This window comes from Flavobacterium pisciphilum (assembly GCF_020905345.1).
GTDB lineage: Bacteria > Bacteroidota > Bacteroidia > Flavobacteriales > Flavobacteriaceae > Flavobacterium > Flavobacterium pisciphilum.
The window spans coordinates 3,514,212-3,541,121 of sequence record NZ_JAJJMO010000001.1; the positions used below are offsets into that span (position 1 = coordinate 3,514,212).

Sequence of the window (26,910 nt, forward strand, 5' to 3'; positions counted from 1 at the left end):
TTAGGGCTTTTATTGTTTTAAATCTGTTTTAAAATGGATATTGCTTACATTCATAATTTATTTTTACAATGCCAGTCAGTTTCTACTGATACGCGTAAAATAGAGTTAAATTCAATGTTTTTTGCTATTAAAGGAGATAACTTTGATGCAAACACATTTGCAGAAGAGGCTTTGGAAAAAGGAGCCTTATTTGTAGTAATTGATAATGCATCTTACTTTATTGATCAAAGAACAATTCTGGTTGAGAATAGTTTGATTGCGTTGCAAGAATTGGCAAAATTTCACCGAGCTTATTTGCAATTACCTATTATTGCTTTAACAGGAAGTAATGGTAAAACAACTACCAAAGAGTTAATAAATGTTGTGCTTTCAAAAAAGTACAAAACCAAAGCGACAATTGGGAATTTAAATAATCACATTGGTGTTCCATTAACATTATTGTCATTTACAAAAGATACTGAAATTGGTATTGTAGAAATGGGTGCAAATCATAAAAAAGAAATTGAGTTTTTATGTGAATTGGCGCAACCTGATTTTGGATATATAACTAATTTTGGGAAAGCACACCTTGAAGGATTCGGAGGAATAGAAGGTGTTATAGAAGGAAAAAGCGAACTGTATAAGTATCTTTCTGTAAACAATAAAATCGCTTTTGTTAATCTTGACGATCCAATTCAAGTAGAAAGAACTACTGCAATCAAGAATTTTACATTTGGTTATAAAAAAGCCAATGCTGATGTTGTTATAAATACTATTACAGCTAATCCTTTTGTGGTTTTAGGTTTTGATCACCAAACAATTACTTCGCATCTAATAGGGCTTTATAATGCTAATAATATAAGTGCTGCGCTATCAATTGGTAAATACTTTAAAATAGAGGATTCGGCTATAAAAGAAGCTTTAGAAAGTTATATTCCTGAGAACAATCGTTCGCAATTATTAACCAAGGGAACTAACGAAATTATTCTTGATGCATATAATGCAAATCCTAGTAGTATGGCGGTTGCGATTGAAAATTTTATTCAATTAGAGAAGCCAAATAAAGTTATGATTTTAGGGGATATGTTTGAGCTTGGATCTGAAAGCGAGCAAGAACATAAAGCTATTGTAACATCGCTTTTGGATGAGAATAAGACCAAAAGTTATTTTATAGGACCTTCTTTTTACAAACATAAAATCGAAAAAGCGAACCTGTATTTCTTTGATTCATTTGATGCTTTTGTAGCTTATCTTGTAACGGTACCTTTTAATGAGCAAACAATGCTTATTAAGGGCTCTCGTGGGATGGCTCTAGAAAGAACATTGAATTTTATATAATAAGACTAATATATAAAAAAGCCATCTAAATTTAGATGGCTTTTTTTGTTTAGATACTCATCAAAAAACCAATAAGGTTTTCTTTTTTGTTTAGTTCTAGTTTTTTTCTTAATCGGTAACGAGCTAACTCAACTCCTCCATTTGAAATATTCATGATTTCGGCAATTTCTTTGGTTGACATATTCATTAATAAATAAGTCGCTAAATCTAGTTCTCTAGGTGAAATTTTAGGGTATTTTTCTTTTAAGCGCTTCAAGAATTCAAAATGCACATTTTTTATGTGCTTTTCTAAATCTTTCCAACTCTTATCCGTATTTACTTCTTTGGTAATGCTTTTATTAAGCTTGGTGAACTGAAATTTTGTTGACTCATCGAATGTTTCACTGTCAATTTCTTTTAGTTTATGTATAATCCCGTTTAGTATTTTATTTTTCTTTACTACTTGTAACGAGTTATTAACTAGTTCTTTGTCTTTTGTGAGTATTTTTATCTGAAGCTTGTCATTTTTTAATTTTTCAATTTCTTTTTCTAATTGATATTGTTCTTGTCTTATTTTGGATTCTTTCTCAAGATATAGTCTTCGTTGCTCAATGGTTTCGTAATATTTGTTTTTTCTAATTTTCATTTTGATACGATAAGAGGTAGAATAGATCCCCATCAGTATAAGAATAAAATAAATGATGTAGGCTAAAGGATGTCTGTACCAAGGTGGGGAAATGATAAATGGTATCATATCTACTTCGGACTGTATTCCGTAGCTGTTTCTTACCTTTACTTTCATATTGTAATGCCCCTCAATTAAGTTGGTGTATTCTTTTACTGATATTGTTGACCAATTACTCCAATTTTCATCAAAAGGTTCCAATTGATAGGAGTATTCTACATTTTCAAGACTTTCATAAGTAGGGGATGAAAAAGTAAATCGTACATGATTTGATGCGTAAGGGACTGAATATTTCTCTTGAACTTTTGTTTGATTTCCAAACGTCAAAGTGTCGTTTGCGTATGTAAAGGTTCGAATGAAAACAGTAGGCTTTGTTACAGTATTGTTTATTAGTTGTGAATCATAATGGGCTAATCCATTCGTTAGTCCAATGAAAATATTTTCTGGGTCAATAGTGTTGACAGAAAGATAGTTGGTTACTAGGTTGCCTGTTAAGTTTGAAAATGGAGCAACAACATTTTTATAACTACCATCCGATGATTTAACAAGTTCGCCTAAAGATTCGTTGAATACATACCAGAGATTACCATTTGAGTCTTCAAAAAGTGAGCTAATAGTTGGGATGTCTTTAAAAACTTGAGTCATTTTTTTATCCTTAAAGAAAGCTTCTTGTTCTTTTGAGTATTTATAAAAATGATTGTTGGTTTGAAAATAAAGACTCTTATTTATTTTTTGAATGCTTCCCATACCTTTTTCGCCGGGTAGATTATGAATTTTTTTTATTGATTTGAATCTCTTTAAATCTTCAGATAATTCCATTTGATATAAAAACTCGTCTTTTTTTAACCATAAATAGTTGTTGTCAAGTTCAAATAAATTAGAGGAGTTGCTAAATCCCGTAATTTGATTTCGAAATTCTATTCCAGTAGTCGTTTTTTCAAATAGTGCAAAACCATTATAATTTGATCCTATTATGTAGTTGGGGTGATTAGGAATTGTTTTAAAACCAAAATAGCCATTTTTGTCTAATATTTTTATTGCCTTATTGCCTTTTATAATTAACGCACCTCTATTGTTGGCGCATATTAATTCGTTATTAATAACCTGAATATTCCATGTCTGTGTATTTGTACCTTCTACAAGTGAGAAAGCATCTTCTTTAAAAGCGGTATTCCATGCATGATAAAAGACACCTTGATTTGTTGCTACATATAAATAGCCATCATAGATAATCGATGCATAGACTGTACTAATATCATAACTAAATCCAAAGTATGTAAATGGGGAACTCTCATTAATAAATGCAATACCGTTATCTAGTCCTAACCAAAGATTGTTTTTGTTGTCAATATACGATGTGAGTACAGTATTATTCTGTAACCCTTTTTTTCGATCTATATGTTGAATTATTTTCCCATTTAAATCGGATATTATAATACCATTTAATACAGAATTTAAAACAATAAATTTATCTTTTATGGTAACACCTCCTAAGGAACTGTTTTTTCTTATAAATGCATTCGCTTCAGTGTCCCATGAGGTTAATTTTTCATTGCTGTAAATAAAGAGTCCTTTTTCTAAAGTAGCGATAAGGATTTTGTTGTCAGGCATTTTAAACATAGCCCATACCTCAATATTGTTTAATGATGTTGTACCTTTTAATGGATATAACTTTTCATTCTTATATTCTAATATACCAAGTGATTTGTCTTGAATATAGACTTTGTTATTTATTTGAAATGAAAACTGAAAGCGTTTAGGCGCTTGAATGATTTTGATTTTATTGTCTTTGAAGATGTATATCTTGGTAAACGATTGAAAAATCACTTCGTCTTTAGTGATATGAATTTTCCATAAAAAATCTAGTTCTTGATTATTTGTAGATTTAAGTAGTTTAGATAATGAGGTGTATTTTAATTTGCCTTTCGAGTCTGCTTGAAAATAACCAAATTCTTTATAGCCACCTACATATATCCTGTCAGCATTGTCAACTTTTACAGATCGTACAGATGTAGAATTAGGTAAGAGGTATTTAGTCCATGAGGAACCATCAAATTGTAAAAGACCACTATTGTTGGCAAAATATAGATTTCCATTTTTATCCTGATCGATATCCCAGTTTTGAGTCGCGCCTTTGTATTCCGTTCGTTTGTAGTTTTGGATGTCTGGAACTCCAATGTTTTTAACTTGGGCTAATAATGCAGTTGAAAGCAATAACAAGGAAACTGTTGTGATCTTAAATTTTACAAAATTCATAATTTCATTATAATAGGTTTAAAGATTTGTTTCGTTTTTAAATGATTCTAAAAACCTTAAAATCTTAGGCTTAATACTGTTTTATTTTTGAAAATATACCTTACTAAAGCTAAAGTAATCGATTAATACTTATTGTAGTGTTTATTTTAATTTTATATTTTTTTTAAATATCATAATATGTTTTTTAAATATTTGTATATTAAGTAATTATTTTTTTTTTGATGTGTTTTTGTCTAGTCAGTTTTTCTATATTGATGTGTTTTTGTAGTGATTATTAATTGTATATAGTAAAATAAACTTCCTATTATTGTTTCAAATTACTAATTAATTAACCAAAATTTTTAGAAAAATGAAATTAACAAAATTGCTTATTTTTTGTTTTTCATCTATTCTATTCTCAGTTTATGCTCAAGCACAAGATGTAACAGTAAACGGAATAGTTAATGATGAAAGTGGTATGCCAGTACCAGGTGCATCTGTTATAATAAAAGGAACGGGAAAAGGGACGTCATCTGATTTTGATGGTAAGTTTCAACTTCAAGCGCCTTCTAATGGAGTTTTGACAATTACTTTTATAGGTTACGCTACTATTAATGAACCGATAAATGGTAGAAATAAAATCGTTGTACAGTTACGTCCAGAATCACAAAACCTAAATGAGGTTGTTGTTATTGGATATGGTACTCAAAAGAAAAGTGTAGTAACAGGGGCAATCTCAAAGGTAAAATCTCAAGATATTGAAAACTTGCCAATATCAAGGGTCGAGCAAACCTTACAAGGTAGAGTTTCTGGAGTTACCATTGCCGCTAGTTCAGGACAACCAGGTTCTGCTTCTACCATTCGTGTGCGTGGAATTACTACTCTTGGAAATAATGATCCACTATGGGTTGTTGATGGTGTGGTCGTTGATGCTGGTGGAATTGGTTACTTAAACCAATCTGATATAGCATCTATGGAGGTATTAAAAGATGCCGCCTCTCAAGCTATTTACGGTGCAAGGGCCGCAGCGGGGGTTATTATCATTACTACCAAAAAAGGAAAATCAGGTAAACTGAGTGTAAGCTATAATGGTTATACTGGTTTTTCTTCAGCAGCAAGGAAATTAGATCTTTTAAATGCTACAGAATATGCAACTTTAAGAAATGAGAAGTATGCAAACGGATACGTTAAAAAATCTCCTACCGATACTTTTACATTGCCTTTTCCGAATCCTAATGCATTAGGAACAGGAACAGATTGGCAATCGGTTATTTTTAACGATAGTGCAGCACGCATTGGTCAAGAGTTAAGTTTATCTGGTGGAAATGATGTTTCTACTTTTTATGCTTCTTTTGGTCTTTTGGAACAAGAGGGTATTGTAACAACAGATATTTCTAAATACAATAGAAAAAATATGCGTTTAAACTCTACGCACAAAATATCTAAATGGATAACTTTTGGTCAAACACTAGGTTATTCGAGAGAGAAAGTAGTTGGATTAGGAAACACAAATAGTTTATACGGAGGACCTTTGGCATCTGCAATTAATCTAGATCCTATTACTCCTGCCATAGTTACAGATCCTAATATGGCTGCGCTACCACCATATTCTGTTGGGATTGCTGATGGTAAAGGAATTTTAAGAGATTCTAATGGAAATCCTTATGGAGTTTCGACAATAGTTACTCGAGAGATGTCAAATCCATTGGCTTATACCCAAACAAGATTAGGAAATTATGATTGGTCAGATAATTTTGTTGGAAATGCTTACCTCGAAGTGGAGCCTATAAAAGGATTAAAATTTAGAACTACATTAGGAGGTAAATTAGCTTACTGGGGTTATGAAAATTTTACACCAGTTTCTTATTTGAATTCAGATAATATAACTAAACTGAATAATCTTTCAAGAAATACAAACAAAGGTTTCGGATGGAATATTGAGAATGTAGTTTCATATACAAAAAGTGTAGGTAATCATAATTTTAGTGTGTTACTAGGTCAAGGTGCTTATGTAGATAACCAAAATAGTGGTTCGACAATTACTTATACTAATTTGCCAGTAGATAATCGTAATGATGCCTCTTTTAATTTTAATCTTCCTAAGGATCAGATAAACGCTACTGCTAAAACAGGAAATGAGCATAGAGTAACTTCTATATTTTCTAGATTAACATATGATTATAAAGAAAAATATTTAGCAACAGGTATTATTCGTAGAGATGGATCTTCAAGATTTGGGGCAAATAATAAATATGGAACATTCCCTTCATTTTCTCTAGGATGGGTTCCTTCAAAAGAAGATTTTTGGATTGAAAATAAAGTAGTAAACCAGTTAAAATTCAGAGGAGGTTATGGAGTAACGGGTAATGATAATATTGGAGATTTTAAATATTTGGCAACAGTTGGGGATGGTCGTAATTATACCATAGGAACTTCAGGATCTGTAACCATAGGAAATAGCCCTGATGCACCATCAAATCCAGATTTAAAATGGGAAGAAACAAGTCAGACAAATATTGGTTTAGATGCTACTTTCTTTTCTGATTTTAGTTTATCAGTTGATTGGTATATTAAAAAAACTACAGGAATTCTTCAGGATATTCAATTACCAGGTTATGTAGGTTCAGGGAATCCAACAGGAAACGTTGCCGATATGGAAAATAAAGGTATCGATTTAGAATTAGGATACCGTAAAAAAGTAGGACAGGTTAATGTATCTCTTAGTGCAAACATATCTTATTTAGAAAATGAAGTAACTTATTTAGGGCGTGGAATTGATTTTCTTCCATCAGGTGAGCAATATCAAGCGTCTACATATGATATTACAAGAACTCAAGTTGGACAGCCTTTTGGATCATTCTATGGATTTAAAACAGCTGGAATTTTCCAAAATCAAAATGAAATTAACTCTTATAAAAACGCAGCAGGAGGATTAATTCAGCCAGATGCTAAACCTGGAGATTTCCGTTGGACAGATATCAATGGGGATGGAAAAATTACTGCTGATGACAGAACATTTATTGGTAGTCCAATCCCAAAATACACTTTTGGATTTACAGTTAATTTAGATTACAAAAACTTTGATTTATTGATTTTTACACAAGGAGCTGCAGGAAATGACATCTTTCAAGGATTACGTAGGTTAGATATTGAAAATTCTAATTACCAAACGGCAGCTTTAGGGCGTTGGACAGGTGAAGGTACATCTAATACTTACCCAAGATTAACATCTGATGATACCAACAAAAACTTTAATAATCCTTCTAATTTTTATCTTGAAAAAGGAGATTACATAAGAATTAAAACAATTCAGTTAGGATATTCATTACCAACTAAAGTTATTGGACAAATTGGTTTAGAAAAAACTAGAGTGTATTTAACAGGTGAGAACTTATTCACTTTTACTAAGTACACTGGATTTGATCCTGAAATTGGAGCAAGTGGTACTAGTAATGTTATGGGTATTGATAGAGGTTTTTATCCTCAGGCTAAAACTATAATGTTAGGAGTTAATTTACAATTTTAATAAAAACAAGAATCATGAAACTAAAAAATATAAAATATTCACTTGCTGTTTGCGGCGTACTTTTTACTGTCCTGTCTTGCAGTGATGATTTTTTAACTGTAGAACCAAAAGGGACTTCACTTGAGGCTAACTATTATAAAAATGAAAGTCAAGCTTATGCAGGATTAGTAGCCGTTTACGATATATTGGGTAAACAATCTAAAGGTTTTGAAAATATGATCTGTATGTTAAATGCAGGTTCAGATGATTTTTACGCTGCAGGAGGAGGTGCTACAGATGGTGCAGGAATACATGGTTTTTCAGATTATTCACTTAGTCAATCAACAATTCCACGTAGTTATTGGGATGATTTTTATCGAGGGGTTTTTAGAGCAAATGTATTGCTTAAAAAGTTGCCAGCTGTACCTATGGATGAAGCTAAAAAAGCAAGATTTGCAGCAGAAACAAAGGCATTACGTGCTTATTATTATTTTGAATTAGTCCGTACTTTCCGAAATATTCCATTGATTTTAGAGCCAATACCTACTGCTGATATTTTTAATGTGGTTCAGGCAACTCCCGAAGCTGTATATGCACAAATTGAGCAAGATTTGAAAGAATCACTTCCTGCATTACCAGTTATAATCACAAATATGGGAGATGAGGCAGGTCGTTTATCTCAAGGTGCCGCTAAAGCATTACTAGGAAAAGTTTATTTATACCAAGGAAAAAATGCATTGGCAGCAGCAGAATTGGTTGATGTAAATGGTACTCCTGGTGGAACAAGTATGTATGGATATAAGTTGGTAGCTAATTATGCAGATTTATGGAAAATAAGCAACAAATTTAATTCAGAAGCAATTATTGAAATTTCACATACAGACAAAAGTAATGCCGATTGGGATTTTTGGGGTGGAGGAAAAGATGAAGGAAACTCAGTTTGTGTTATGGTAGGTCCTAGAGGGTATAATAGATTATTAAATTCTGCACCAGATTATGTTTCGGGATGGAGTTTTAATACAGTAACTCAAGGGTTGTATGATGTTTTAAAAGGAGATCCACGTTTTGATGCTACAATCCTTGATATGAAAGCTTTAAAAGCTGCTGGACAAGCTGATTGGGCTCCTGGTTATGATGATACAGGGTATTTTTTGAAAAAATTCATGCCTTTAAAATCAGATATCTCAACAGGTGGTGGAGCAGCAGATTTAAATTATAAACAAGATGTTTATGCAATTCGTTTAGCAGATACTTATTTAATGGAGGCAGAAGCACTAGGAGCTACTGGGACAAGAGCACAAGCTTTATTAGACGCTGTAAGAGCACGTGTTGGTTTAGGGTCAATTCCAGTTTCTATGGATGCAATTATGTTGGAAAGAAGAAAAGAATTAGCTGGTGAGGGACACCGTTGGTTTGATTTAGTAAGAACAGGTAGGGCAGCAGCTGCATTGGCTTCTAGAGGATTTATGCCAGATAAAAATGAAATTTGGCCAATTCCTTTTAAAGAACTAGAAAACACTAAACTGGATCAGAATCCTAATTATAACAATTAAATAAAATTTGAAATCGTATGAGTTTAAATATAATTTTTAAAAAGAGCATATACCTATTGTTTGCTTTAGCAACATTAGGTTCATTAATAAGTTGTGAGCCTGATAAAGCAGGTGCAGATAACGGATTGTCTGATCCAAGTGTCGATCCTTCATTTACAATTACTCCAGTAGAAGGAAAGGTAAATATGTACTTATTAGAGTCGGCTACAAAAAATGTTCTAAATTCTTATTGGAAGGTAGGAAAGGTAGAATATTTCGGAAAAATGGTACTTGAAATTTCTTTACCAGATGCAGGAAAATATACTGTCGAACATACAGCTGTAGGCCGTGGAGGAACAAGAAGTTTTGCAACTAAAGAAATTATTGTTGCGACTTCAGATCCAGAGAAAGGAAATTTAGTTAAAGGAGGTAATTTTTCAGATGCAGCAGATCAAGCAAAATGGACAATTTTAAATCTTAATACTAACGGATTGGCATCATGGACATTTAACTCAGGAAGCGCAATTTTAAATGCAACTGGAACGACTTGGAATCAAGAGGGAATTTATCAGGCAATAGATGTTGTAAAAGACAAAGAATATACAATAGATATGTTTATATCAGCAAAAAGCGGATCTCCAGATGCTTGGTTTGAGGTCTTTGCAGGAAAAACGGTTCCAACTTCAGGAGTTGAATATGGAGACAATAAAGTTATGGGAATGAGTTCTGGGGATGGTTGTGCAAAAGAAGCATTTGAAGGACAATTGTCGCTTATAGGATGTGTTAAAAATAGTGCAACTGGAAAGGTGAGTAACGTAGTGAAATTTACAGAAACAGGTAAAGTCTATTTAGTAATTAGAGGTGGTGGTAATGGATTTACTCCAACTGGAATGGTAATTACAGCGGTAGAATTTAGAGGGAAATAATTAAGTTAAGTTTAAGTTAGGTTGTAAAATAGCCCATATTCCTTATGACTATGGGCTATTTTTAAATGGATTAGATATTAAAAGTATGTTTTAGTGACATTGAAAATGCCATTAGAATTTGCATATTAAAAATTAAATAATGAAAAAAAACAGCTATAAGATTCTTTGCTTATTGGTTACGTTGACCGCTTTTTCGCAACAACAAAAAAACAAGCAAGAGTTTACAACAAATGGAAAAAAAATTGCAGTTTATACAACAGCAGATAATTCAAAATTAAGAATTACACCAACAGATAATTTAGTTTTTTCTACCTCAAAACAACCATTAGAAACCGAAATATCAATTTTTGTAGAACCTAAAAAGACCTATCAAGCCTTCATGGGAATTGGAGGAGCAATCACAGATGCAAGTGCTGAGGTTTTTGCCAAATTATCAAAAGAAAAGCAAGCCGAATTTTTAAAAGCGTACTACGATACTCAAAACGGAATAGGCTATTCGTTGCTAAGAACAACGATTCATAGTTCTGATTTTAGCAGTGGAAGCTATACTTATGTTGAGGAAGGAGATAAAGATTTAAAAACCTTTAATATTGATCATGACAGACAATATCGCATACCTATGATTAAAGAGGCAATGAAAGCTGCTAATAATAATCTAGTTTTATATGTAGCACCTTGGAGTCCACCAGCATTTATGAAAAGCAATAAAGACATGCTAAAAGGAGGAACTTTATTGCCAGAATACAATCAAGCTTGGGCAAATTATTATGTGAAATTTATAAAGGCATACGAAAAAGAGGGAATGCCAATTTGGGGGACATCAGTTCAGAATGAACCAATGGCAACACAAACATGGGAATCTTGTATTTATTCGGCAGAAGCAGAGAGAGATTTTATTAAAAACTTCCTTGGTCCAACGATGAAAAAAGCAGGTTTAGGCGATAAAAAAATTATTGCTTGGGATCATAATCGTGATTTAATGAGCCAAAGAGCTAATGTAATTTACTCCGATCCAGAAGCTTCAAAATATGTTTGGGGAATGGGCTTTCATTGGTATGAAACATGGACAGGTGGAACGCCTATGTTTGATAATGTAAAACAAGTAAATCAAGACTATCCAGATAAAAAATTAATGTTTACAGAAGGGTGTGTTGAAAAATTTGATGCTGCTAAATATCAATTTTGGCCAAACGCTGAAAGATATGGAATCGCTATGATTAATGATTTTAATAACGGTACAGTGGGTTGGACAGATTGGAATATTCTTTTGGACCAAAACGGAGGACCAAATCACGTAGGTAATTTTTGTTTTGCCCCAATACATGCAAATACAACCACAGGAGAATTAATCTATACGCCATCATATTATTATATCGGGCATTTTTCAAAATTTATTCGCCCAAATGCAAAAAGAGTAAGTACAGCAGTAAGCAGAAGTTCTTTATTAAGTACCTCATTTCTTAATGCAGATGGTAAGATGATTACTGTTGTAATGAATCAAACGGATTTAAGCGTGACTTATAATCTAATTATAGCATCAGAAAAAACAGTTGTTACAATACCTGCTCATGCCATGCAAACTTTAGTATATTAATTATAATAAGAGTCAGGAGATGAATTTGTCTAGCCATTTTTAACTCCTGATTTTCTTTAAAACCCAATCTACCTAGATGAATAATATAATAAAACGGATAAGAAATATTTCACCAATATTGATAACAGTTTTTGCATTTGGCTGTTCTTCATCGAATGTAACAGACATCAATTCAAAAAACGAACACAATCAAAACCATCAAAAGATTGAAGTATTTACAACAGCAGAGAATACAACATTTAAGCTATCCAAAACAGATGGTTTAGTTGTTACTTCTGCCATTAAAGATTTAAAAAATACAATTACTGTAAATCTTCAAAAAACAGATCAGACTTTCTTAGGAATCGGAGGAGCAATTACAGATGCAAGTGCTGAGGTTTTTGCTAAATTAAGTGCTAAGAAACAACAAGAATTTCTTAATGCTTATTATGATAAAGACAAAGGAATAGGTTACTCATTGGCGAGAACAACGATTCATAGCTCTGATTTTAGCAGTGGTAGTTATACATACATCAAGGAGGGAGATAAAGATCTAAAAACGTTTAGTGTAGAACATGATCGAAAATATCGTATTCCTTTATTAAAAAAAGCAATTGCAGCTGCAGGAGGAAAACTAACACTTTTTGCAAGCCCATGGAGTCCTCCAGCATTTATGAAGACCAATAATAATATGCTAAGAGGAGGCACATTATTGCCAGAATATGCACAATCATGGGCCAATTACTATGTGAAATTTATTCGGGAATATGAAAAAGAAGGTATTCCTATTTGGGGACTATCTATTCAGAATGAACCAATGGCAACACAAAGTTGGGAATCTTGTATCTATACTGCTGAGGCAGAAAGAGATTTTCTTAAAGACTTTTTGGGGCCAACAATGGCAAAGGAAGGATTAGAATCTAAAAATATTATCATTTGGGATCATAACCGTGGAGACATGTTGGTACAAAGAGCAAAACTGAATTTTTCGGATCCAGAAGTATCTAAATATGTTTGGGGAATTGGATTTCATTGGTATGAAACGTGGAATGGTGGACCTCCAAAATTTGAGTCAGTTGCAGAAGTTCACGAAGCATTCCCAAATAAGAATTTATTGTTTACAGAAGGATGTATCGAAAAATTTGATGCTTCAAAATATCAATTCTGGGGGAATGCAGAACGATATGGAATTAATATGATAAATGATTTTAATAACGGAACAGTTGGTTGGACAGATTGGAATATCCTTTTGGATCAAAATGGAGGACCAAATCATGTAGGTAATTTTTGTTTTGCTCCAATTCATGCCAATACAAATACTGATGAATTACTATACACTCCGATGTATTATTATATTGGCCATCTTTCAAAATTTATTCGACCTAATGCCAAAAGAATCGTAGCCGAAGTAAATTCAGATGTTTTGATAAGTACTACATTCATTAATACAGATGGAAAAATTGCAACAGTTGTAATGAATAAAAATGATAATGAAATAACATATTCTTTAGTAATTGCTTCTGAGAAAAAAGCAATCACAATTCCGGCTCATGCAATTCAAACTTTAGTTTATTAAAAAATAAAAAAATAGAGATGAATCAATATTTTAAAAAAATTATAAAAGTAGCATTATTCGCAGCAATAGTAATCTTGCAGCTTAAATGCTCTTCTTCTAGTGATACTGTAGATCCAGCAGCAACTCTGCCACCAGTAGTAACAAATCCACCAGTTACAGTAACAAATGAGGTAGATTTTTGGTTAACCAAAGGAGATCAAACAGTATTGCTAACCAAACAAAATGGAGTTCTTGGATTTAATACCACAACAAACTCATACACCAATATAGAGGTAAATGAATCTCAAAAATACCAAACGATTGATGGTTTTGGTTATACATTAACTGGAGGTAGTGCTGCCGTAATTAATCAATTAACGGCTCAGAAAAAAAAGGATTTATTGCAAGAACTATTTGGTTCGACAGAAACATCAATTTCAGTAAATTATATAAGAATAAGTATTGGAGCATCAGATTTAAATGCAACGCCTTTTACCTATAATGATTTACCAAAAGGAGATACAGATCTTGAATTAACTCGGTTTAGTTTAGATCCTGATAGAAATGGAGTACTAGCACTCTTAAAAGAAATTTTGGCAATTAATCCAAATATTAAAATTTTAGCGACTCCTTGGTCAGCACCGCTTTGGATGAAAGATAAAGATAGCTTTATTGGTGGAAGTCTGAAAACAGAATATTATAACGTGTATGCAAAATATTTTGTAAAATACATTCAGCAAATGAAGAATGAGGGAATTGTTATTGATGCTGTAACACCACAAAATGAACCATTGCATGATGGTAATAATCCAAGTATGCATATGACAGCTGTAGAGCAAGCAAATTTTATTAAAAATAATTTAGGACCCGCTTTTAAGGCTGCCAATGTTGCAACAAAGATTATTGCTTACGATCATAATTGTGATAACACACAATATGCTATGACGATTCTAGGAGATCCTATTGCAAGCCCTTTTGTAGATGGATCAGCCTTTCATTTATATGCAGGAAACATCAATGCACTCACAACAGTTCATAATGCATTCCCAAATAAAAATCTATACTTCACAGAGCAGTTTACATCTTCGACAGGAGATTTTAAAGGAGATCTAAAATGGCATCTTAAAAATGTGATTATTGGCTCAATGCGTAATTGGAGTAAAAATGTATTAGAATGGAATTTGGCAAATAACGGTTCTTTTGCACCCCATACTCAAGGAGGTTGTACCACATGTAAAGGAGCATTGACAGTAAATTCGAGTGATTCATTTAATCGCAATGTGGCTTATTATATTATAGCCCATGCTTCAAAATTTGTTCCAGTAGGATCTATAAGAATTTCGAGTAATATAAGTGGGAATTTGCAAAACGTAGCTTTTGTAACACCAACTGGGAAGAAAGTTTTAATTGTAGAAAATGATGGAGATACCAACGTGATATTTAATATAAAATTTAATGGGAAGTGGGTTACTACATCATTGGACGGAGGTTCAGTAGGGACTTATACTTGGAAATAATAGCAGTTAATAATAATAGTCATTTTAAGATTGAATAAAAAAAACAGCAACATGAAAAAAATAATATTCCCATTACTAGTATTGTTTTCATTGACATCATTTGGACAAGGATTTTTGCACCAAAGCGGACAAAATATTGTAGATGGAAAAGGTAAAAATATAGTATTAAGAGGATTAGGATTAGGAGGTTGGATGGTTCAGGAAGGATATATGATTCAGACCGAACCATTTGCAAGTCCACAATATGTAATAAAACAAAAAATAACAGATTTAATAGGAACTGAAAAAACGAAGAAGTTTTACGAGGCATATAGAGCCAACGGAATAACCAAAAGAGATATCGATTCGTTAGCCAAATGGGGGTTCAACTCCATACGTTTGCCAATGCATTATAATTTATACACACCACCTATTGAAGCAGAAAAAAATGGAGAAATCACTTGGATAGAAGAAGGTTTCACAATGACTGATAACTTATTAAAGTGGTGTGCTGAAAATAAAATATACCTTATTTTAGACCTTCATGCTGTACCAGGAGGGCAAGGAAAAGATGCTGCAATTTCAGATTATGATGAAACAAAACCATCCGTTTGGGAAAGTGAAGCCAATCGCAAAAAAATGATTGAATTATGGAGAAAGCTAGCTTTACGTTATAAAGATAATCCATGGATAGGAGGGTATGATATTATAAACGAGCCCAATTGGAATTTTACAGGAACAAATAAAAATGGTTGTGATGAAACGTTAAATGCGCCTTTACGTGAACTTCAGGTTGCTATAACAAAAGCAATTCGAGAAGTAGATAAAAACCACATGATTATTATCGAAGGAAACTGCTGGGGTAATAATTATAATGGCATGTTTCCGCTGTGGGATGATAATATGGTGTTAAGTTTTCACAAATATTGGAATTATAATACAATAGCCTCAATTCAGAAAATGCTAGATTATAGAAAACAATATAATGTGCCAATCTGGATGGGAGAAGGAGGAGAAAATTCGAATGTTTGGTTTAAAGAGGCTATTTCTTTATTTGAATCAAATAATATAGGATGGGCATTTTGGCCGATGAAAAAAATAGAAAATATTGCAGGAATTGCTTCTGTTACCAAAACGCCAGAATATGAGAAACTACGTTTATATTGGAAAGATGGAGGAGAAAAACCAAGTCCTGATTTTGCAGAAAAAGCATTGATGCAATTAGCAGAAAATTTTAAATTAGAGAATACCACAATAAAGACAGACGTACTTGACGCAATGTTTCGTCAAGTACGTACAAATGAAACAAAAAGTTATAAAAAACGAGTTTTACCAGCGAGAATATATGCAACCGAATACGACTTGGGAACAAATGGATTCGCCTATTCGGATAAAGATTTTGTGAACTATCGCGTAGAAACAGGAACATTTGAAGAATGGAACAAAGGGAAAACAATGCGAAATGATGGAGTAGATATTTTGCCTTGTAAAGATGATTCCACAAATGGATATCAAGTATCGTTTATTGAAAACACCGAATGGTTACAATTTACAGCAACCACAAAAGCAACCACATTTGATGTTGCAATTCGTTACTCGAGCGAAAAAGAGGAAGGAAGATTACATCTGGAAAATGAAACTGGAAAAATATCCAATACAATTACACTTCCAGCAACAGGAAATAATGCAACCTGGAAAACAATTATACTCTCAGGAGTAAAGCTGAAAAAAGGAGAAAACAAAATAAAAGTTGTTTTCGATAACGGAGGATTTAACTTGAACTACTTAGATTTTACGCTGGCTAAGAAGTAAGTTGCTAAAGAAAAGCGAACTAAAATGTATAATAGAGTTTGTTATTAATATTTTGTTAGATTAGTTTTCTCCATTAAATGCTTTAGAATAAATCTGAAGCATTAATGGATTAAAAACCTTAATTATGAAAAGAGTAAACAAGTTAATTGCCTTAGTGATGTTTTTGTCCTTTTGTGGAGTTTATGGACAGAATTTAAAAATAATGACATACAATATCCGTTTAGATGTTGCTTCAGATGGAGAGAATGCATGGGCAAACCGCAAAGATTTTTTTACATCACAAATACAATTTTATGCTCCAGACATATTTGGAGTACAAGAAGCAATGCCAAATCAAGTAAATGATATTGCATCGGCATTGCCAAGTTACAATCATGTAGGTATCGCTCGCGAAGGAGAAGGCAAAGGCGAATCATCTTCGATATTCTATAAAAAAGATAGGTTTTTAGTACAGCAATCTAGTACATTTTGGCTTTCACAAACACCAGATGTAATCTCAAAAGGTTGGGATGCAGCTTATAATAGAGTTTGTACATACGCACTTTTTAAGGACTTAAAAACTAAAAAAACATTTTGGGTTTTTAATACACATCTTGATCATATTGGTGAAGAAGCCAGAACCAAAGGATTAGAACTTATTCTTTCTAAAATGGCAACAGTGAATACTAAAGGATATCCCGTTTTCCTTATGGGAGATTTTAATTCAGAGCCAGATACAGACCGCATTGTTTCACTAAAAAAAGCAATGAACGATACTCGTGAAATTTCTGAAGAAAAACCATTCGGACCATCAGGAACCTTTAATGATTTTAAGCATGATAAACCAGTTACACTATTACTGGATTATATCTTTCTTTCTAAGAATAACAATCTAAAAGTAAAAAAACATGCAGTTTTAAGTGATTCAATAGATTTAAAATATCCATCAGATCATTTTCCTGTTTTAATTGAAATTAACTAAACCATGAAAAAAATAAACAACACCTTGCAAATTTTGATTTTGCTGCCACTTATTGCAATACAAATAAAGTGTGGTTCATCAAAAAATGCCAGTACTACTAAAACAGACAGAGTCGAATATTGGGTTACAAAAAGTGACCAAACAGCAAAGCTTCAAAAACAAGCAGAAGCATTGGTTTTTACTTCAGTAGTAAACTCAAATCCAACGATAGAAATTGATGCTTCTAAAAAGTTTCAAACTATTGATGGGTTTGGATTTTCATTGACAGGAGGAAGTGCCGAAGCGATCAACAAATTAGAGAAATCAAAAAAAGCAGCGCTATTACAGGAATTATTTGGTTCAAAAGATAATTCAGTTGGAATTAGTTACCTGCGTATTAGCATTGGAGCATCAGACCTTAATGCTTCGGTGTTTTCTTATGATGATATGCCAACAGGAGAAACAGATTTAAAACTAGAACATTTTAATCTAGGTCCAGATGCTACAGAGTTAGTTCCACTTTTAAAAGAAATTATTGCTATAAATCCAAAGATTAAAATTATGGGATCACCTTGGTCACCACCAGTTTGGATGAAAGATAACGGAAGTACCAAAGGAGGTAGTTTGCAACCACAGTATTATGAAGTGTATGCTAATTATTTTGTAAAGTACATTCAAACAATGAGAGGTGAAGGGATAGTAATTGATGCAATAACACCACAAAATGAGCCATTACATCCAGGAAATAATCCAAGTATGTATATGACAGCGTTACAACAAACAGATTTTATTAAAAACAATTTAGGCCCCGCTTTCGCAAAAGCAAAAATCAAAACCAAAATTGTTACTTACGATCATAATTGTAACAAACCAGAATATCCGTTAACGATTTTGAATGACCCAAAAGCATTGCCTTTTGTAGATGGTTCAGCTTTTCACTTATATGAAGGAGATATTAGTGCACTATCGACAGTTCATGATGCATATCCGAATAAAAATATTTATTTTACAGAGCAATATACAGGTTCGGGGAGCAGTTTTGAAACAGATCTAAAGTGGAATGTGAAAAATGTTGTGATAGGCTCAATGCGTAATTGGAGCAAAAATGCTCTTTCATGGGGCTTAGCCAATGATGAATTTTACAAACCTTTTACTCCAGGCGGATGCAGTACTTGCAAAGGAGCTTTGATGATTGATAAAGAAGGAGTAATAAAAAGAGAAGTTGGATATTATATTATTGCACATGCATCAAAATTTGTACCCGATGGTTCAGTACGAATTGCAAGTAATGTGAGTGGTAATATACATAATGTAGCTTTTAGAACTCCAAAAGGGAACATAGTTTTAATTGTTGAAAATGATGGTGAGACAACAGAAACATTCAATATTAAATACAATCAAAAACAAATAGTAACTTCGTTAGACGCAGGTTCGGTAGCAACTTACGTTTGGTAGAAAAATCAATACCAATTTAATATTTATTTCATGAAAAAAATTACAACATTGACTTGTTTGATGCTATCCTTTTTTGCGATAGCACAACAGCAAACAATCGATCAGAAAGTAAATGCGTTATTAAATAAAATGACGTTAGAGGAAAAAATAGGTCAGCTTAATCAGTATACAGGTAATAATGCAGCAACAGGACCTATTACTATAAATCCAAACAAACAGGCAGAAATCAAAGATGGTTTAGTTGGTTCAATGCTTAATGTTGTTGGAACAAAATATACTCGCCAATATCAGGAATTAGCAATGCAATCCCGTCTTAAAATTCCGTTGTTGTATGGTCAGGATGTAATACATGGATTTAAAACAACATTCCCAATTCCGTTAGGAGAAGCAGCAAGTTGGGATATGGCAGCAATCGAACTTTCGGCTAGAATTGCAGCAACAGAGGCTGCTGCTAGTGGGATTCATTGGACATTTGCTCCAATGGTCGATATAGGGCGTGATCCGCGATGGGGACGCGTAATGGAAGGAGCAGGAGAAGATACTTATTTGGGGTCAAAAATAGCATATGCTAGAGTAAAAGGATTTCAAGGAGATAAACTAGGAAGCTTAAACTCAGTGATGGCATGTGTAAAACACTTTGCAGCTTATGGGGCAGCTATTGGAGGTAGAGATTATAACTCAGTAGACATGAGTGAAAGAATGTTATGGGAAACATACTTGCCACCTTTTAAAGCAGCCCTTGATGCAGGAGCAGCCACATTTATGAACTCGTTTAATGATATTAACGGAATTCCAGCAACAGGAAATGTCCATCTACAAAGAGATATTTTAAAAGGAAAATGGAATTTTCAAGGATTTGTAGTTTCAGATTGGGGGTCTATTGGAGAAATGGTTGCTCATGGATATTCTAAAGATAATAAAGAAGCAGCACTCGCAGCAATTACTGCTGGTAGCGATATGGACATGGAAAGTAATGCATACAGGTATAATTTAGCTGCATTGGTAAAAGAAAATAAAGTTTCGATAGACTTGATAGATGATGCAGTAAAAAGAATCTTGCGCAAGAAATTTGAATTAGGGTTATTTGATGATCCATATAAATATTCTAATCCTAATAGAGAGAAAAAAGAATTAAATAATCCAGAGCATCGTAAGGTAGCTCGCGATGTTGCAGCAAAAAGTATTGTTTTATTAAAGAATGAAAACGCGACTTTACCACTTTCTAAAGATATAAAAACAATTGCGTTTATAGGACCAATGGTAAAAGAGTATAAAGCCAATATGGGGTTCTGGGCAGTTGAATTACCAGAAGTAGATTATAATAAATGGGTAGTTTCACAATGGGATGGTTTACAAAATAAAGCAGGCAAGAATACAAAGTTGTTGTATGCAAAAGGATGTGAGGTAGAAGGAGATAATAAAGATGGTTTTGCAGAAGCTGTTGCTACAGCTAAACAAGCAGACGTAGTAATCTTAAGTATTGGAGAGCGACATGATATGAGTGGGGAAGCCAAAAGTCGAAGCAATATTAATTTGCCAGGAGTTCAGGAAGAATTAGTAAAAGTGATTCAGGCAACAGGAAAACCAGTTGTAGTTTTAGTTAATGCCGGAAGACCTCTTGTTTTTAATTGGACAGCCGATAATGTTCCTGCTATTCTCTATACTTGGTGGTTGGGTAGTGAAGCTGGAAATGCTATTGCCGATGTCTTATTTGGAGATTACAATCCGTCAGGAAAATTACCAATGACATTTCCAAGAGAAGTAGGGCAAGTTCCTATTTACTACAATCATTATAATACAGGAAGACCAGCAAAAAGTGAAAATGATATAAATTATGTATCAGCTTATATCGATTTAAAAAACAGTCCTAAATTTCCTTTTGGATATGGATTAAGCTATACTAAATTTGATTATTCAGATTTAAAATTGTCTACAACAAAAATGAAAAGCAATGAGAAAATTCAAGTTTCTTTTCAGTTAAAGAATGCTGGAAAAGTAGCTGGAGAAGAAGTAGTTCAATTGTATTTAAAAGATAAATTCGGATCAGTTATAAGACCAGTTTTAGAACTTAAAGATTTTCAAAAAGTGAAATTAAATGCAGGAGAAACCAAAACAATTCAGTTTACAATTGATAACGAAAAATTATCTTTTTATAATGATAAAATAGAATGGGGTTCAGAGCCAGGAGATTTTGAATTGATGATAGGTGCCTCGTCTGCAGATATCCGTTTGAAATCTAATTTTGAATTACAATAAGAATTCATTTGATAAAAATAAAGGGGCTAGAAAGCCCCTTTATTTTTTATAGAATAGCAATGAAGCTTATTTAAATATTTTTTTGAAATTAAATTTCAACGTATTCATAAGACCTTGTTCAACAATGTCAATTCCAAGACCAGTATTACTGTCAGCAATAATATGATGTGCCGATCTGAATGCTTCAAAATCACTTTCAGGGATTTCTAAATTAACTAACGGTTTGAAGTCGATATAAACAGTTCCTCCATTTTTAGTAATTTTTTTGCGAGTCACATAATCAAAATAAGGATTGTTGATTGTACATTCCTGTATAGTATATTTCTCTTGAGTATCTATTTTTTGATCTGTATAAACATTGATTTCATATTTTTCATTATCAAAATTATGCCAGAACGGATAGTCTTTGTGCATAAAATCTCTTGCATTTTCTTTAACCATATTGCGGTCAAAGTACATCATAAAGCGATTCTTTTGGTCATCTACAAAGTACGGGTTCTCAATAGTTGCATTGTATTTAATGGTAAATTCATTCAGTTTTTTATCATCGCTTATAATTTCAATAACAGCATCGGTAAAAATATTTCTAATATCAGTTCCGTTTCTATCATTATTATAATTCAGAGTATAAAATAAAAAATTATTCCAACTATCGATAACTTCTCTTTTATTGGTATTTTTAAAATACCTACGCATGCTATTAGCACGGTTCCCTTTATAAGTTGTTGTCAGCTTTAATTTTCCAGTAGTATCTTTTGCATTGAATTCTACTTTTTCATTTATACAGTAATAAGGAAATTTATAAGGCTTTCTTACTTGTAATTCTTGGTTGGGGTTAATTTCTAAGTAATGTCTAAAAAAGATGAATCCACGATTTTCAATTAAACCAAACTCATCTCGAATGGTGGCATCAATAAAATAAGTTTCCCCTTTATAATTAATTTTGACAATTACATGGTTGAAAGTAAGCAGTGATGGTAAGTAGTATTTAATATAATAATCAGTATTAAAATTGACCAAAACGATTGAAGAATCAACATCAATATAATCTAAAATTACTTTTAACAAAACAGATTTTGCTTTACAATCCCCTTGTTTGTTTTGATAAGTTATAGATGGTTCTTGCGGTTTATGACCGTTCATTTCATCAGCATTATAGACGTAATAAACGTGATTTTGAACATAATCTATAGCAAATTGTAATTGTTCGTCTTTATCTGCTATAGCATCTAGTTTCTCAACAAGATTAGGTGCAAAATCTTTTAAAGAAGATTGATTATAAATGTCCTCATATATGGGATAGATATAATTAGATAAATCCATCCAATTGCTATGAGTAGCAAAATCTATAAAAGGAGATAATTCTCTGTTTATATCAACAGTATTTATATAGTTTTCTTTTTCAATTGTAAATCTTTCTCCTTTTTTTAAGAGGTTTATTTCAGGCTCCAGTACGTTTCCTTCTTCATCTCTAAAAAAAGTTTTTTTGTAAGCAATGGTTTTTTCACGATCATTGATAAAAGAGAATTTATAACTTCCATAGGCCCAATAAGTATCAGGGCTAAACCAAACATATTTAGAAAACTCCTTGCGTAAAAAATCACGTTCAGTAAAAATCTTTACTCTAGAATCTTCCATAATCAAGACATCATATAAACGCAAGTCTTTGATAGTAATGTTGATTTTTTTATTACTGTTCAAAATACCTCCGCTACTCTGATTTTCACTATCCAGAACTTTAATTTTGGTGTCAGAAATTTTGTCTATTAAAACTCCTTCACGCAAAACACTTATTCTATGTATGATGTAAGTTTCATTTTCTTCGACCACAATATCCACCACAGATGCTCTTTCTAGATTGGCAGGTTCATTAAGAGTATAAGCTAAGCAGGCGTATTCACTGTTTTCATCATCACTCGTATAATAAATTTTATCTAAAAAGAAGCAATAATCGCGGCCTTCATCTATTTGTTTACTAGAAAAGTCGGATTCCTTTATATACTCAATAAGTTGATTGTCATTAATAACTGTTGCCCAATGTTGAGGCTTTTGAATTTTGTAGTGTTCTAATTGAATTAGGTTTTCTATATTAGTATCCATAATCTAAGTAAAATCTTATTTTTGTTAATTGCAAAAATATGAAATTTATAGGTATTTACGGCTTATTGTAGTTGAGTAAAAGAGGATTGTTTAAATAAATGGATTTATTTAAAAGAGAAGGATTCTAGACTGTTGATTTAAAAAATAATAATGAATCAATCTCTAGATTGAATTGGAGAAATAATAGAACTTTTTATTTTAAAGTATTCATAAAATCCATAACTCCAATGCCTTTATACGATTCGTTAATGGCTTTTTCGTATGCATCTTTTTTTGCTTTTTTGTCTTTAGAATCTACATTACTTAAAAGCTGATCAGAAATTTTTTCTTGCCTGATACTATACTTTAATGATTCTTCTAAAAGGTCATTTTTAGACACTAATCCAAAAGAGGAATATATTTTTCTAATAAGCTTCTTGTTCAGTTTTTCTAGATTTGGAATGCCCATATTACAATTAGTTATGTTTTCAATTAATAAGATTGTTTTTATTACAAACAGCTCTCTTTTTAATTCTACATTAATTATTTATGTGTTTTATAATTAGCTTCTTATGGGTTATTTTATGAAAAAATAACAAACGAGATATTAAATGTGTTATTATGACGCAATGTACTTATTTTTTTTAAATCGATTAATGTTTGATTGTAAATTTGACATTAATTTATGATTTACATAAAGCACAATTAACTTGTGTTCTAGACATCTAATTATAGAGATAGATTCAGCAAATAAGAAAGGTTTTCTTTGTATTGAAAATACAACTAAATTGCGCCTTGATTTTATATTGAATAAATAATGATTGCATGATAAGTACCACTTTATATAACCATGAAGATTACCAGCCAGGACTTTCTATTGATTGTGTGATTTTTGGCTTTCATGACAACCAGCTTAAGGTTTTACTAATTAAAACTCCGTATGAAAACAAATGGTCATTACCAGGTGGATTTGTTCCTGTAAATGAGGACATAGATGATGCTGCAGTAAGAGTTCTTAAAATTAGGACAGGAGTAGAGGGGATTTTTTTAAGACAATTTGCAACTTTTGGTAAGGTAAAAAGAAACGACAATCATTTTGGAGAGGCACTTTTAGATCATTTGAAAATACCTAGAGAAGCTGGAAAATGGCTTTCTCAACGATTTGTAACTATAGGATATTATGCTTTGGTTGATTTTTTACAAACTGTTCCACAACAAAGTAATAAAGAAGAATTAATAGAATGGATTGATCATAAAGAAGTCCCCGAATTAATTTTGGATCATAAAGAAATTCTAGATAAAGCATTAATCACACTTCGCTATGAGCTGAATTTAATGCCAATTGGGTATAATTTATTACCAGAAAAATTTACAATTCCAGAGCTTCAAAAGTTATATGAAACAATTTTAGATAGAAAATTAGATAGAAGAAATTTTCTGCGAAAAATAACCAACATCGGAATCTTGAATAAACTAGATGAAAAGAAAAGCAATGTGGCGCATAAAGCACCCAATTTGTATACTTTTGATAAAGATAAATACGATGAGGTTCTCAAGAACGGATTGAATCAAGGTTGGTAAAAGTAAAAGTTTAACTTAAAATAATTGATTATGGTATCGATTGAAACATTTAGAACTTTAGCCATGTCATTTTCTGAAGCAACCGAAGAGCCACATTTTGAAAAGACTTCTTTTCGAGTGAAGAAGAAAATATTTGCAACTTTGGATGTAAATAAAAAATTGGGAGTATTGAAATTTAGCGAAATAGAACAATCTGTTTTTTCTGCTTCAAGCGAAAAGTTTTTTTACCCTGTCCCTAATAAATGGGGACAACAAGGTTGGACAATTGTAGATCTTGCTAAGGTGCCAGAAGCGATGTTGCTAGACGCATTGTCTGTTTCATATCATAATGTTCTACCAAAGAAGTAACCATTAAAATTACTCAACAATAGTTCTAAAAGTTAGATTTACTCTAGGTTTTGAGGTAGTTTTTGTTGGAGGTAAACGGTGCAACCAATGGGTTTGAGTTGTATCTTTCATTACCAATAAACTTCCATGTTCTAAGATTAAAGAAATAGTCTCTTTGGTATCTTTATGTTTAAAAGCAAACTTTCGTTCAGCACCAAAACTTACCGAAGCGATAGCTCCATTTTTCTTTAAATCTTTTTCGGCATCGCTATGCCACGCCATTCCTTCGTCACCAGAATGATATAAATTGAGCAAGCAGGAATTAAATGTTTCTCCAGTTTTTTCTTCTATAAAAGCTTTTAATTCTAATAATTCTGTAGTCCACGGGAGGGCTTTCTTAGTAGTATTAGAATAGGAGTATTCAAAACTAGAATCACCATACCAAGCGACTTTTCTTTTAGTAATTATTAATTTACCAAAGATAATAGCTTCATCATTTTTCCATTCGATAGTGTTTAACAAAGTATCGCGATAGGAGTCTGCTTTTTCTCTAGAGAGTAGTTTCCCATAATAGTTTACAGTACCATCTTTTGGTAATAAATTAGTGTCTTCGTTTGTTTCAGGATTAAATAAGTCCATTTTTCCAGTTTTGATATTTGGTTTTCATACAATGACCACAAGGTCTAAAACCATTTTTTTTAGCTTCAGTTTCAGATGTGAAAAACACTCTATTTTCAAGTTTCATTCTTTTTCCAGAAGCACATTTTAGCGTTCCGTAAATTTTTAGTTTCTGATTTCCACCAAAGCAAATTTCGCCATTTTTAATTTTATTCCGTAAATCAGAATCAGAAATTTTATTGTGTTCAATCATTTTTTTTGAGGTTCAAAGTTACAAAGATGTAGAGGAATAGAGGTTTTAAAAAAACTTTGAACCTATGTTCCTTAAGAAAGAGCATCATGAAATATAATACCTAATGTATGTCGCTCACCACTATGAATTTCGCTTACCCCATGTTTCATATTTACCCGATAATAGCCTTTTGTGCCTTTTACAGGTCTAAAATTGGTGGTAAAAACTAGAATATCTCCCTTTTTAGGTTTTAGAACAATAGCTTTAGATTGTGCTCTGGGTGTTTGTTGGGTGAGAACAAATTCACCACCAGTAAAATCTTCATCAGGTTCATTCAAGAAAAGAACGATTTGTATCGGGAAATAAATAGTACCATATAAATCCTGATGTAACGTATTGAAACCGCTTTTCCCGTATTTTAAAATCAAAACAGTAGCTTTTAATTGATCATTTTGATGGCATTGTTCTAAAAGTTCCTCGTGTGTTTCAGGAAAAGCAGTATTTATGTTCAAGGCTTTCATCCAAGCATTTGCAATTGGAGCAAGTTTAGGATAAACCGAAGTTCGAATCGTTTGAATTAAATCAGGTAGCGGATAATTAAAATATTTGTATTCACCCAAGCCAAATCGATAACGCTCCATGACAACCGTTTTTCTGTATAAATTAGGATCCGAATAATCCTTTTTTAAGGCTTCACATTGATCGTTACTAAGGATATTCGGAATGATTGTAAATCCGTTTTCGTGCATAGATTCGGTGATGCTTTCCCAATTAAGAGAGGCAATTTTTGATTGTATAATTTCCATG

Annotated in this window: 19 protein-coding genes; 13 read left to right on the forward strand and 6 right to left on the reverse strand. The window is 32.3% G+C overall.

Translation table 11 applies throughout. The features are described from left to right. Window positions 1–33 precede the first annotated feature (33 nt). Window positions 34–1,317, forward strand: coding sequence for a UDP-N-acetylmuramoyl-tripeptide--D-alanyl-D-alanine ligase (locus LNQ49_RS14945; RefSeq protein ID WP_229989820.1), 1,284 nt, complete (start codon window positions 34–36; stop codon window positions 1,315–1,317). Window positions 1,318–1,366: 49 nt separating this feature from the next. Here LNQ49_RS14945 and LNQ49_RS14950 read toward each other — a convergent pair whose 3' ends face one another. Next, window positions 1,367–4,237, reverse strand: a complete 2,871-nt coding sequence (locus tag LNQ49_RS14950) for a triple tyrosine motif-containing protein (RefSeq protein WP_229989822.1) — start codon at window positions 4,235–4,237, stop codon at window positions 1,367–1,369. Between the two features lie 349 nt (window positions 4,238–4,586). Here LNQ49_RS14950 and LNQ49_RS14955 point away from each other — a divergent pair, with 349 nt between their 5' ends. The 10 genes from LNQ49_RS14955 to LNQ49_RS15000 all read left to right on the forward strand — a co-directional run bounded on the left by LNQ49_RS14955 (window position 4,587) and on the right by LNQ49_RS15000 (window position 21,266). Then, a complete protein-coding gene (locus LNQ49_RS14955) occupies window positions 4,587–7,742 on the forward strand; it encodes a SusC/RagA family TonB-linked outer membrane protein (RefSeq protein ID WP_229989824.1) in 3,156 nt (1,051 codons plus the stop codon). A 14-nt stretch (window positions 7,743–7,756) separates the two neighbouring features. Beyond that, on the forward strand, window positions 7,757–9,274 hold the full coding sequence (locus LNQ49_RS14960) for a RagB/SusD family nutrient uptake outer membrane protein (RefSeq protein WP_229989826.1): 1,518 nt from the start codon (window positions 7,757–7,759) through the stop codon (window positions 9,272–9,274). A 17-nt stretch (window positions 9,275–9,291) separates the two neighbouring features. After that, entirely contained in the window at window positions 9,292–10,179 is an 888-nt protein-coding gene (locus LNQ49_RS14965; protein WP_229989828.1) for a hypothetical protein, read from the forward strand. A gap of 139 nt (window positions 10,180–10,318) precedes the next feature. Beyond that, window positions 10,319–11,773: a glycoside hydrolase family 30 protein gene (locus tag LNQ49_RS14970; RefSeq protein WP_229989829.1), complete on the forward strand. Its 1,455-nt coding sequence runs from the start codon at window positions 10,319–10,321 to the stop codon at window positions 11,771–11,773. A 76-nt stretch (window positions 11,774–11,849) separates the two neighbouring features. Next, window positions 11,850–13,328 carry a glycoside hydrolase family 30 protein gene (locus LNQ49_RS14975; RefSeq protein WP_229989830.1) on the forward strand — a complete coding sequence of 493 codons (1,479 nt, stop codon included), beginning with the start codon at window positions 11,850–11,852 and terminating at the stop codon, window positions 13,326–13,328. Window positions 13,329–13,345: 17 nt separating this feature from the next. Then, window positions 13,346–14,824 (forward strand): glycoside hydrolase family 30 protein, encoded by a 1,479-nt coding sequence (locus LNQ49_RS14980; protein ID WP_229989831.1) that lies wholly within the window; start codon window positions 13,346–13,348, stop codon window positions 14,822–14,824. A gap of 51 nt (window positions 14,825–14,875) precedes the next feature. Then, a complete protein-coding gene (locus LNQ49_RS14985) occupies window positions 14,876–16,615 on the forward strand; it encodes a cellulase family glycosylhydrolase (protein ID WP_229989832.1) in 1,740 nt (579 codons plus the stop codon). Between the two features lie 124 nt (window positions 16,616–16,739). Continuing rightward, entirely contained in the window at window positions 16,740–17,576 is an 837-nt protein-coding gene (locus LNQ49_RS14990; RefSeq protein WP_229989833.1) for an endonuclease/exonuclease/phosphatase family protein, read from the forward strand. A gap of 3 nt (window positions 17,577–17,579) precedes the next feature. After that, window positions 17,580–19,010 carry a glycoside hydrolase family 30 protein gene (locus LNQ49_RS14995; RefSeq protein WP_229989834.1) on the forward strand — a complete coding sequence of 477 codons (1,431 nt, stop codon included), beginning with the start codon at window positions 17,580–17,582 and terminating at the stop codon, window positions 19,008–19,010. A 30-nt stretch (window positions 19,011–19,040) separates the two neighbouring features. Next, window positions 19,041–21,266 carry a glycoside hydrolase family 3 N-terminal domain-containing protein gene (locus tag LNQ49_RS15000; protein WP_229989836.1) on the forward strand — a complete coding sequence of 742 codons (2,226 nt, stop codon included), beginning with the start codon at window positions 19,041–19,043 and terminating at the stop codon, window positions 21,264–21,266. Between the two features lie 66 nt (window positions 21,267–21,332). Here the strand turns inward: LNQ49_RS15000 and LNQ49_RS15005 are convergent, their stop codons facing one another. Next, complete coding sequence (locus LNQ49_RS15005; protein WP_229989838.1) at window positions 21,333–23,366, reverse strand: DUF3857 domain-containing protein; 2,034 nt, start codon at window positions 23,364–23,366, stop codon at window positions 21,333–21,335. A 193-nt stretch (window positions 23,367–23,559) separates the two neighbouring features. After that, window positions 23,560–23,814, reverse strand: coding sequence for a hypothetical protein (locus LNQ49_RS15010; RefSeq protein WP_229989839.1), 255 nt, complete (start codon window positions 23,812–23,814; stop codon window positions 23,560–23,562). 356 nt (window positions 23,815–24,170) lie between these two features. On the opposite strand from LNQ49_RS15010, the gene LNQ49_RS15015 reads away from it, so the two are divergent. Continuing rightward, a complete protein-coding gene (locus LNQ49_RS15015) occupies window positions 24,171–24,926 on the forward strand; it encodes an NUDIX hydrolase (RefSeq protein ID WP_229989840.1) in 756 nt (251 codons plus the stop codon). A gap of 30 nt (window positions 24,927–24,956) precedes the next feature. Further along, window positions 24,957–25,274, forward strand: a complete 318-nt coding sequence (locus LNQ49_RS15020) for an MmcQ/YjbR family DNA-binding protein (RefSeq protein ID WP_229989841.1) — start codon at window positions 24,957–24,959, stop codon at window positions 25,272–25,274. A 9-nt stretch (window positions 25,275–25,283) separates the two neighbouring features. Here LNQ49_RS15020 and LNQ49_RS15025 read toward each other — a convergent pair whose 3' ends face one another. The 3 genes from LNQ49_RS15025 to LNQ49_RS15035 form a co-directional block, all read right to left on the reverse strand. Beyond that, the gene (locus tag LNQ49_RS15025) at window positions 25,284–25,892 is read right to left on the reverse strand and encodes an alpha-ketoglutarate-dependent dioxygenase AlkB family protein (protein WP_229989842.1); all 609 of its coding nucleotides are present in this window, start codon (window positions 25,890–25,892) and stop codon (window positions 25,284–25,286) included. Next, window positions 25,879–26,124 (reverse strand): Ada metal-binding domain-containing protein, encoded by a 246-nt coding sequence (locus LNQ49_RS15030; RefSeq protein ID WP_229989843.1) that lies wholly within the window; start codon window positions 26,122–26,124, stop codon window positions 25,879–25,881. The genes LNQ49_RS15025 and LNQ49_RS15030 overlap by 14 nt, the downstream gene beginning before the upstream one ends. A gap of 71 nt (window positions 26,125–26,195) precedes the next feature. After that, a complete protein-coding gene (locus tag LNQ49_RS15035) occupies window positions 26,196–26,909 on the reverse strand; it encodes a 2OG-Fe(II) oxygenase (protein WP_229989844.1) in 714 nt (237 codons plus the stop codon). Between the last annotated feature and the right edge of the window lies 1 nt (window position 26,910).

Coding starts and splice junctions, on each gene's coding strand:
- LNQ49_RS15025 (WP_229989842.1), bottom strand. CDS start 25,892: ATGGACTTATTTAATCCTGAAACAAACGAAGACACTAATTTATTACCA.
- LNQ49_RS14985 (WP_229989832.1), top strand. CDS start 14,876: ATGAAAAAAATAATATTCCCATTACTAGTATTGTTTTCATTGACATCA.
- LNQ49_RS15010 (WP_229989839.1), bottom strand. CDS start 23,814: ATGGGCATTCCAAATCTAGAAAAACTGAACAAGAAGCTTATTAGAAAA.
- LNQ49_RS15015 (WP_229989840.1), top strand. CDS start 24,171: ATGATAAGTACCACTTTATATAACCATGAAGATTACCAGCCAGGACTT.
- LNQ49_RS14995 (WP_229989834.1), top strand. CDS start 17,580: ATGAAAAAAATAAACAACACCTTGCAAATTTTGATTTTGCTGCCACTT.
- LNQ49_RS14955 (WP_229989824.1), top strand. CDS start 4,587: ATGAAATTAACAAAATTGCTTATTTTTTGTTTTTCATCTATTCTATTC.
- LNQ49_RS14965 (WP_229989828.1), top strand. CDS start 9,292: ATGAGTTTAAATATAATTTTTAAAAAGAGCATATACCTATTGTTTGCT.
- LNQ49_RS14945 (WP_229989820.1), top strand. CDS start 34: ATGGATATTGCTTACATTCATAATTTATTTTTACAATGCCAGTCAGTT.
- LNQ49_RS15005 (WP_229989838.1), bottom strand. CDS start 23,366: ATGGATACTAATATAGAAAACCTAATTCAATTAGAACACTACAAAATT.
- LNQ49_RS15000 (WP_229989836.1), top strand. CDS start 19,041: ATGAAAAAAATTACAACATTGACTTGTTTGATGCTATCCTTTTTTGCG.
- LNQ49_RS14960 (WP_229989826.1), top strand. CDS start 7,757: ATGAAACTAAAAAATATAAAATATTCACTTGCTGTTTGCGGCGTACTT.
- LNQ49_RS14975 (WP_229989830.1), top strand. CDS start 11,850: ATGAATAATATAATAAAACGGATAAGAAATATTTCACCAATATTGATA.
- LNQ49_RS14990 (WP_229989833.1), top strand. CDS start 16,740: ATGAAAAGAGTAAACAAGTTAATTGCCTTAGTGATGTTTTTGTCCTTT.
- LNQ49_RS14950 (WP_229989822.1), bottom strand. CDS start 4,237: ATGAATTTTGTAAAATTTAAGATCACAACAGTTTCCTTGTTATTGCTT.
- LNQ49_RS14970 (WP_229989829.1), top strand. CDS start 10,319: ATGAAAAAAAACAGCTATAAGATTCTTTGCTTATTGGTTACGTTGACC.
- LNQ49_RS15020 (WP_229989841.1), top strand. CDS start 24,957: ATGGTATCGATTGAAACATTTAGAACTTTAGCCATGTCATTTTCTGAA.
- LNQ49_RS14980 (WP_229989831.1), top strand. CDS start 13,346: ATGAATCAATATTTTAAAAAAATTATAAAAGTAGCATTATTCGCAGCA.
- LNQ49_RS15035 (WP_229989844.1), bottom strand. CDS start 26,909: ATGGAAATTATACAATCAAAAATTGCCTCTCTTAATTGGGAAAGCATC.
- LNQ49_RS15030 (WP_229989843.1), bottom strand. CDS start 26,124: ATGATTGAACACAATAAAATTTCTGATTCTGATTTACGGAATAAAATT.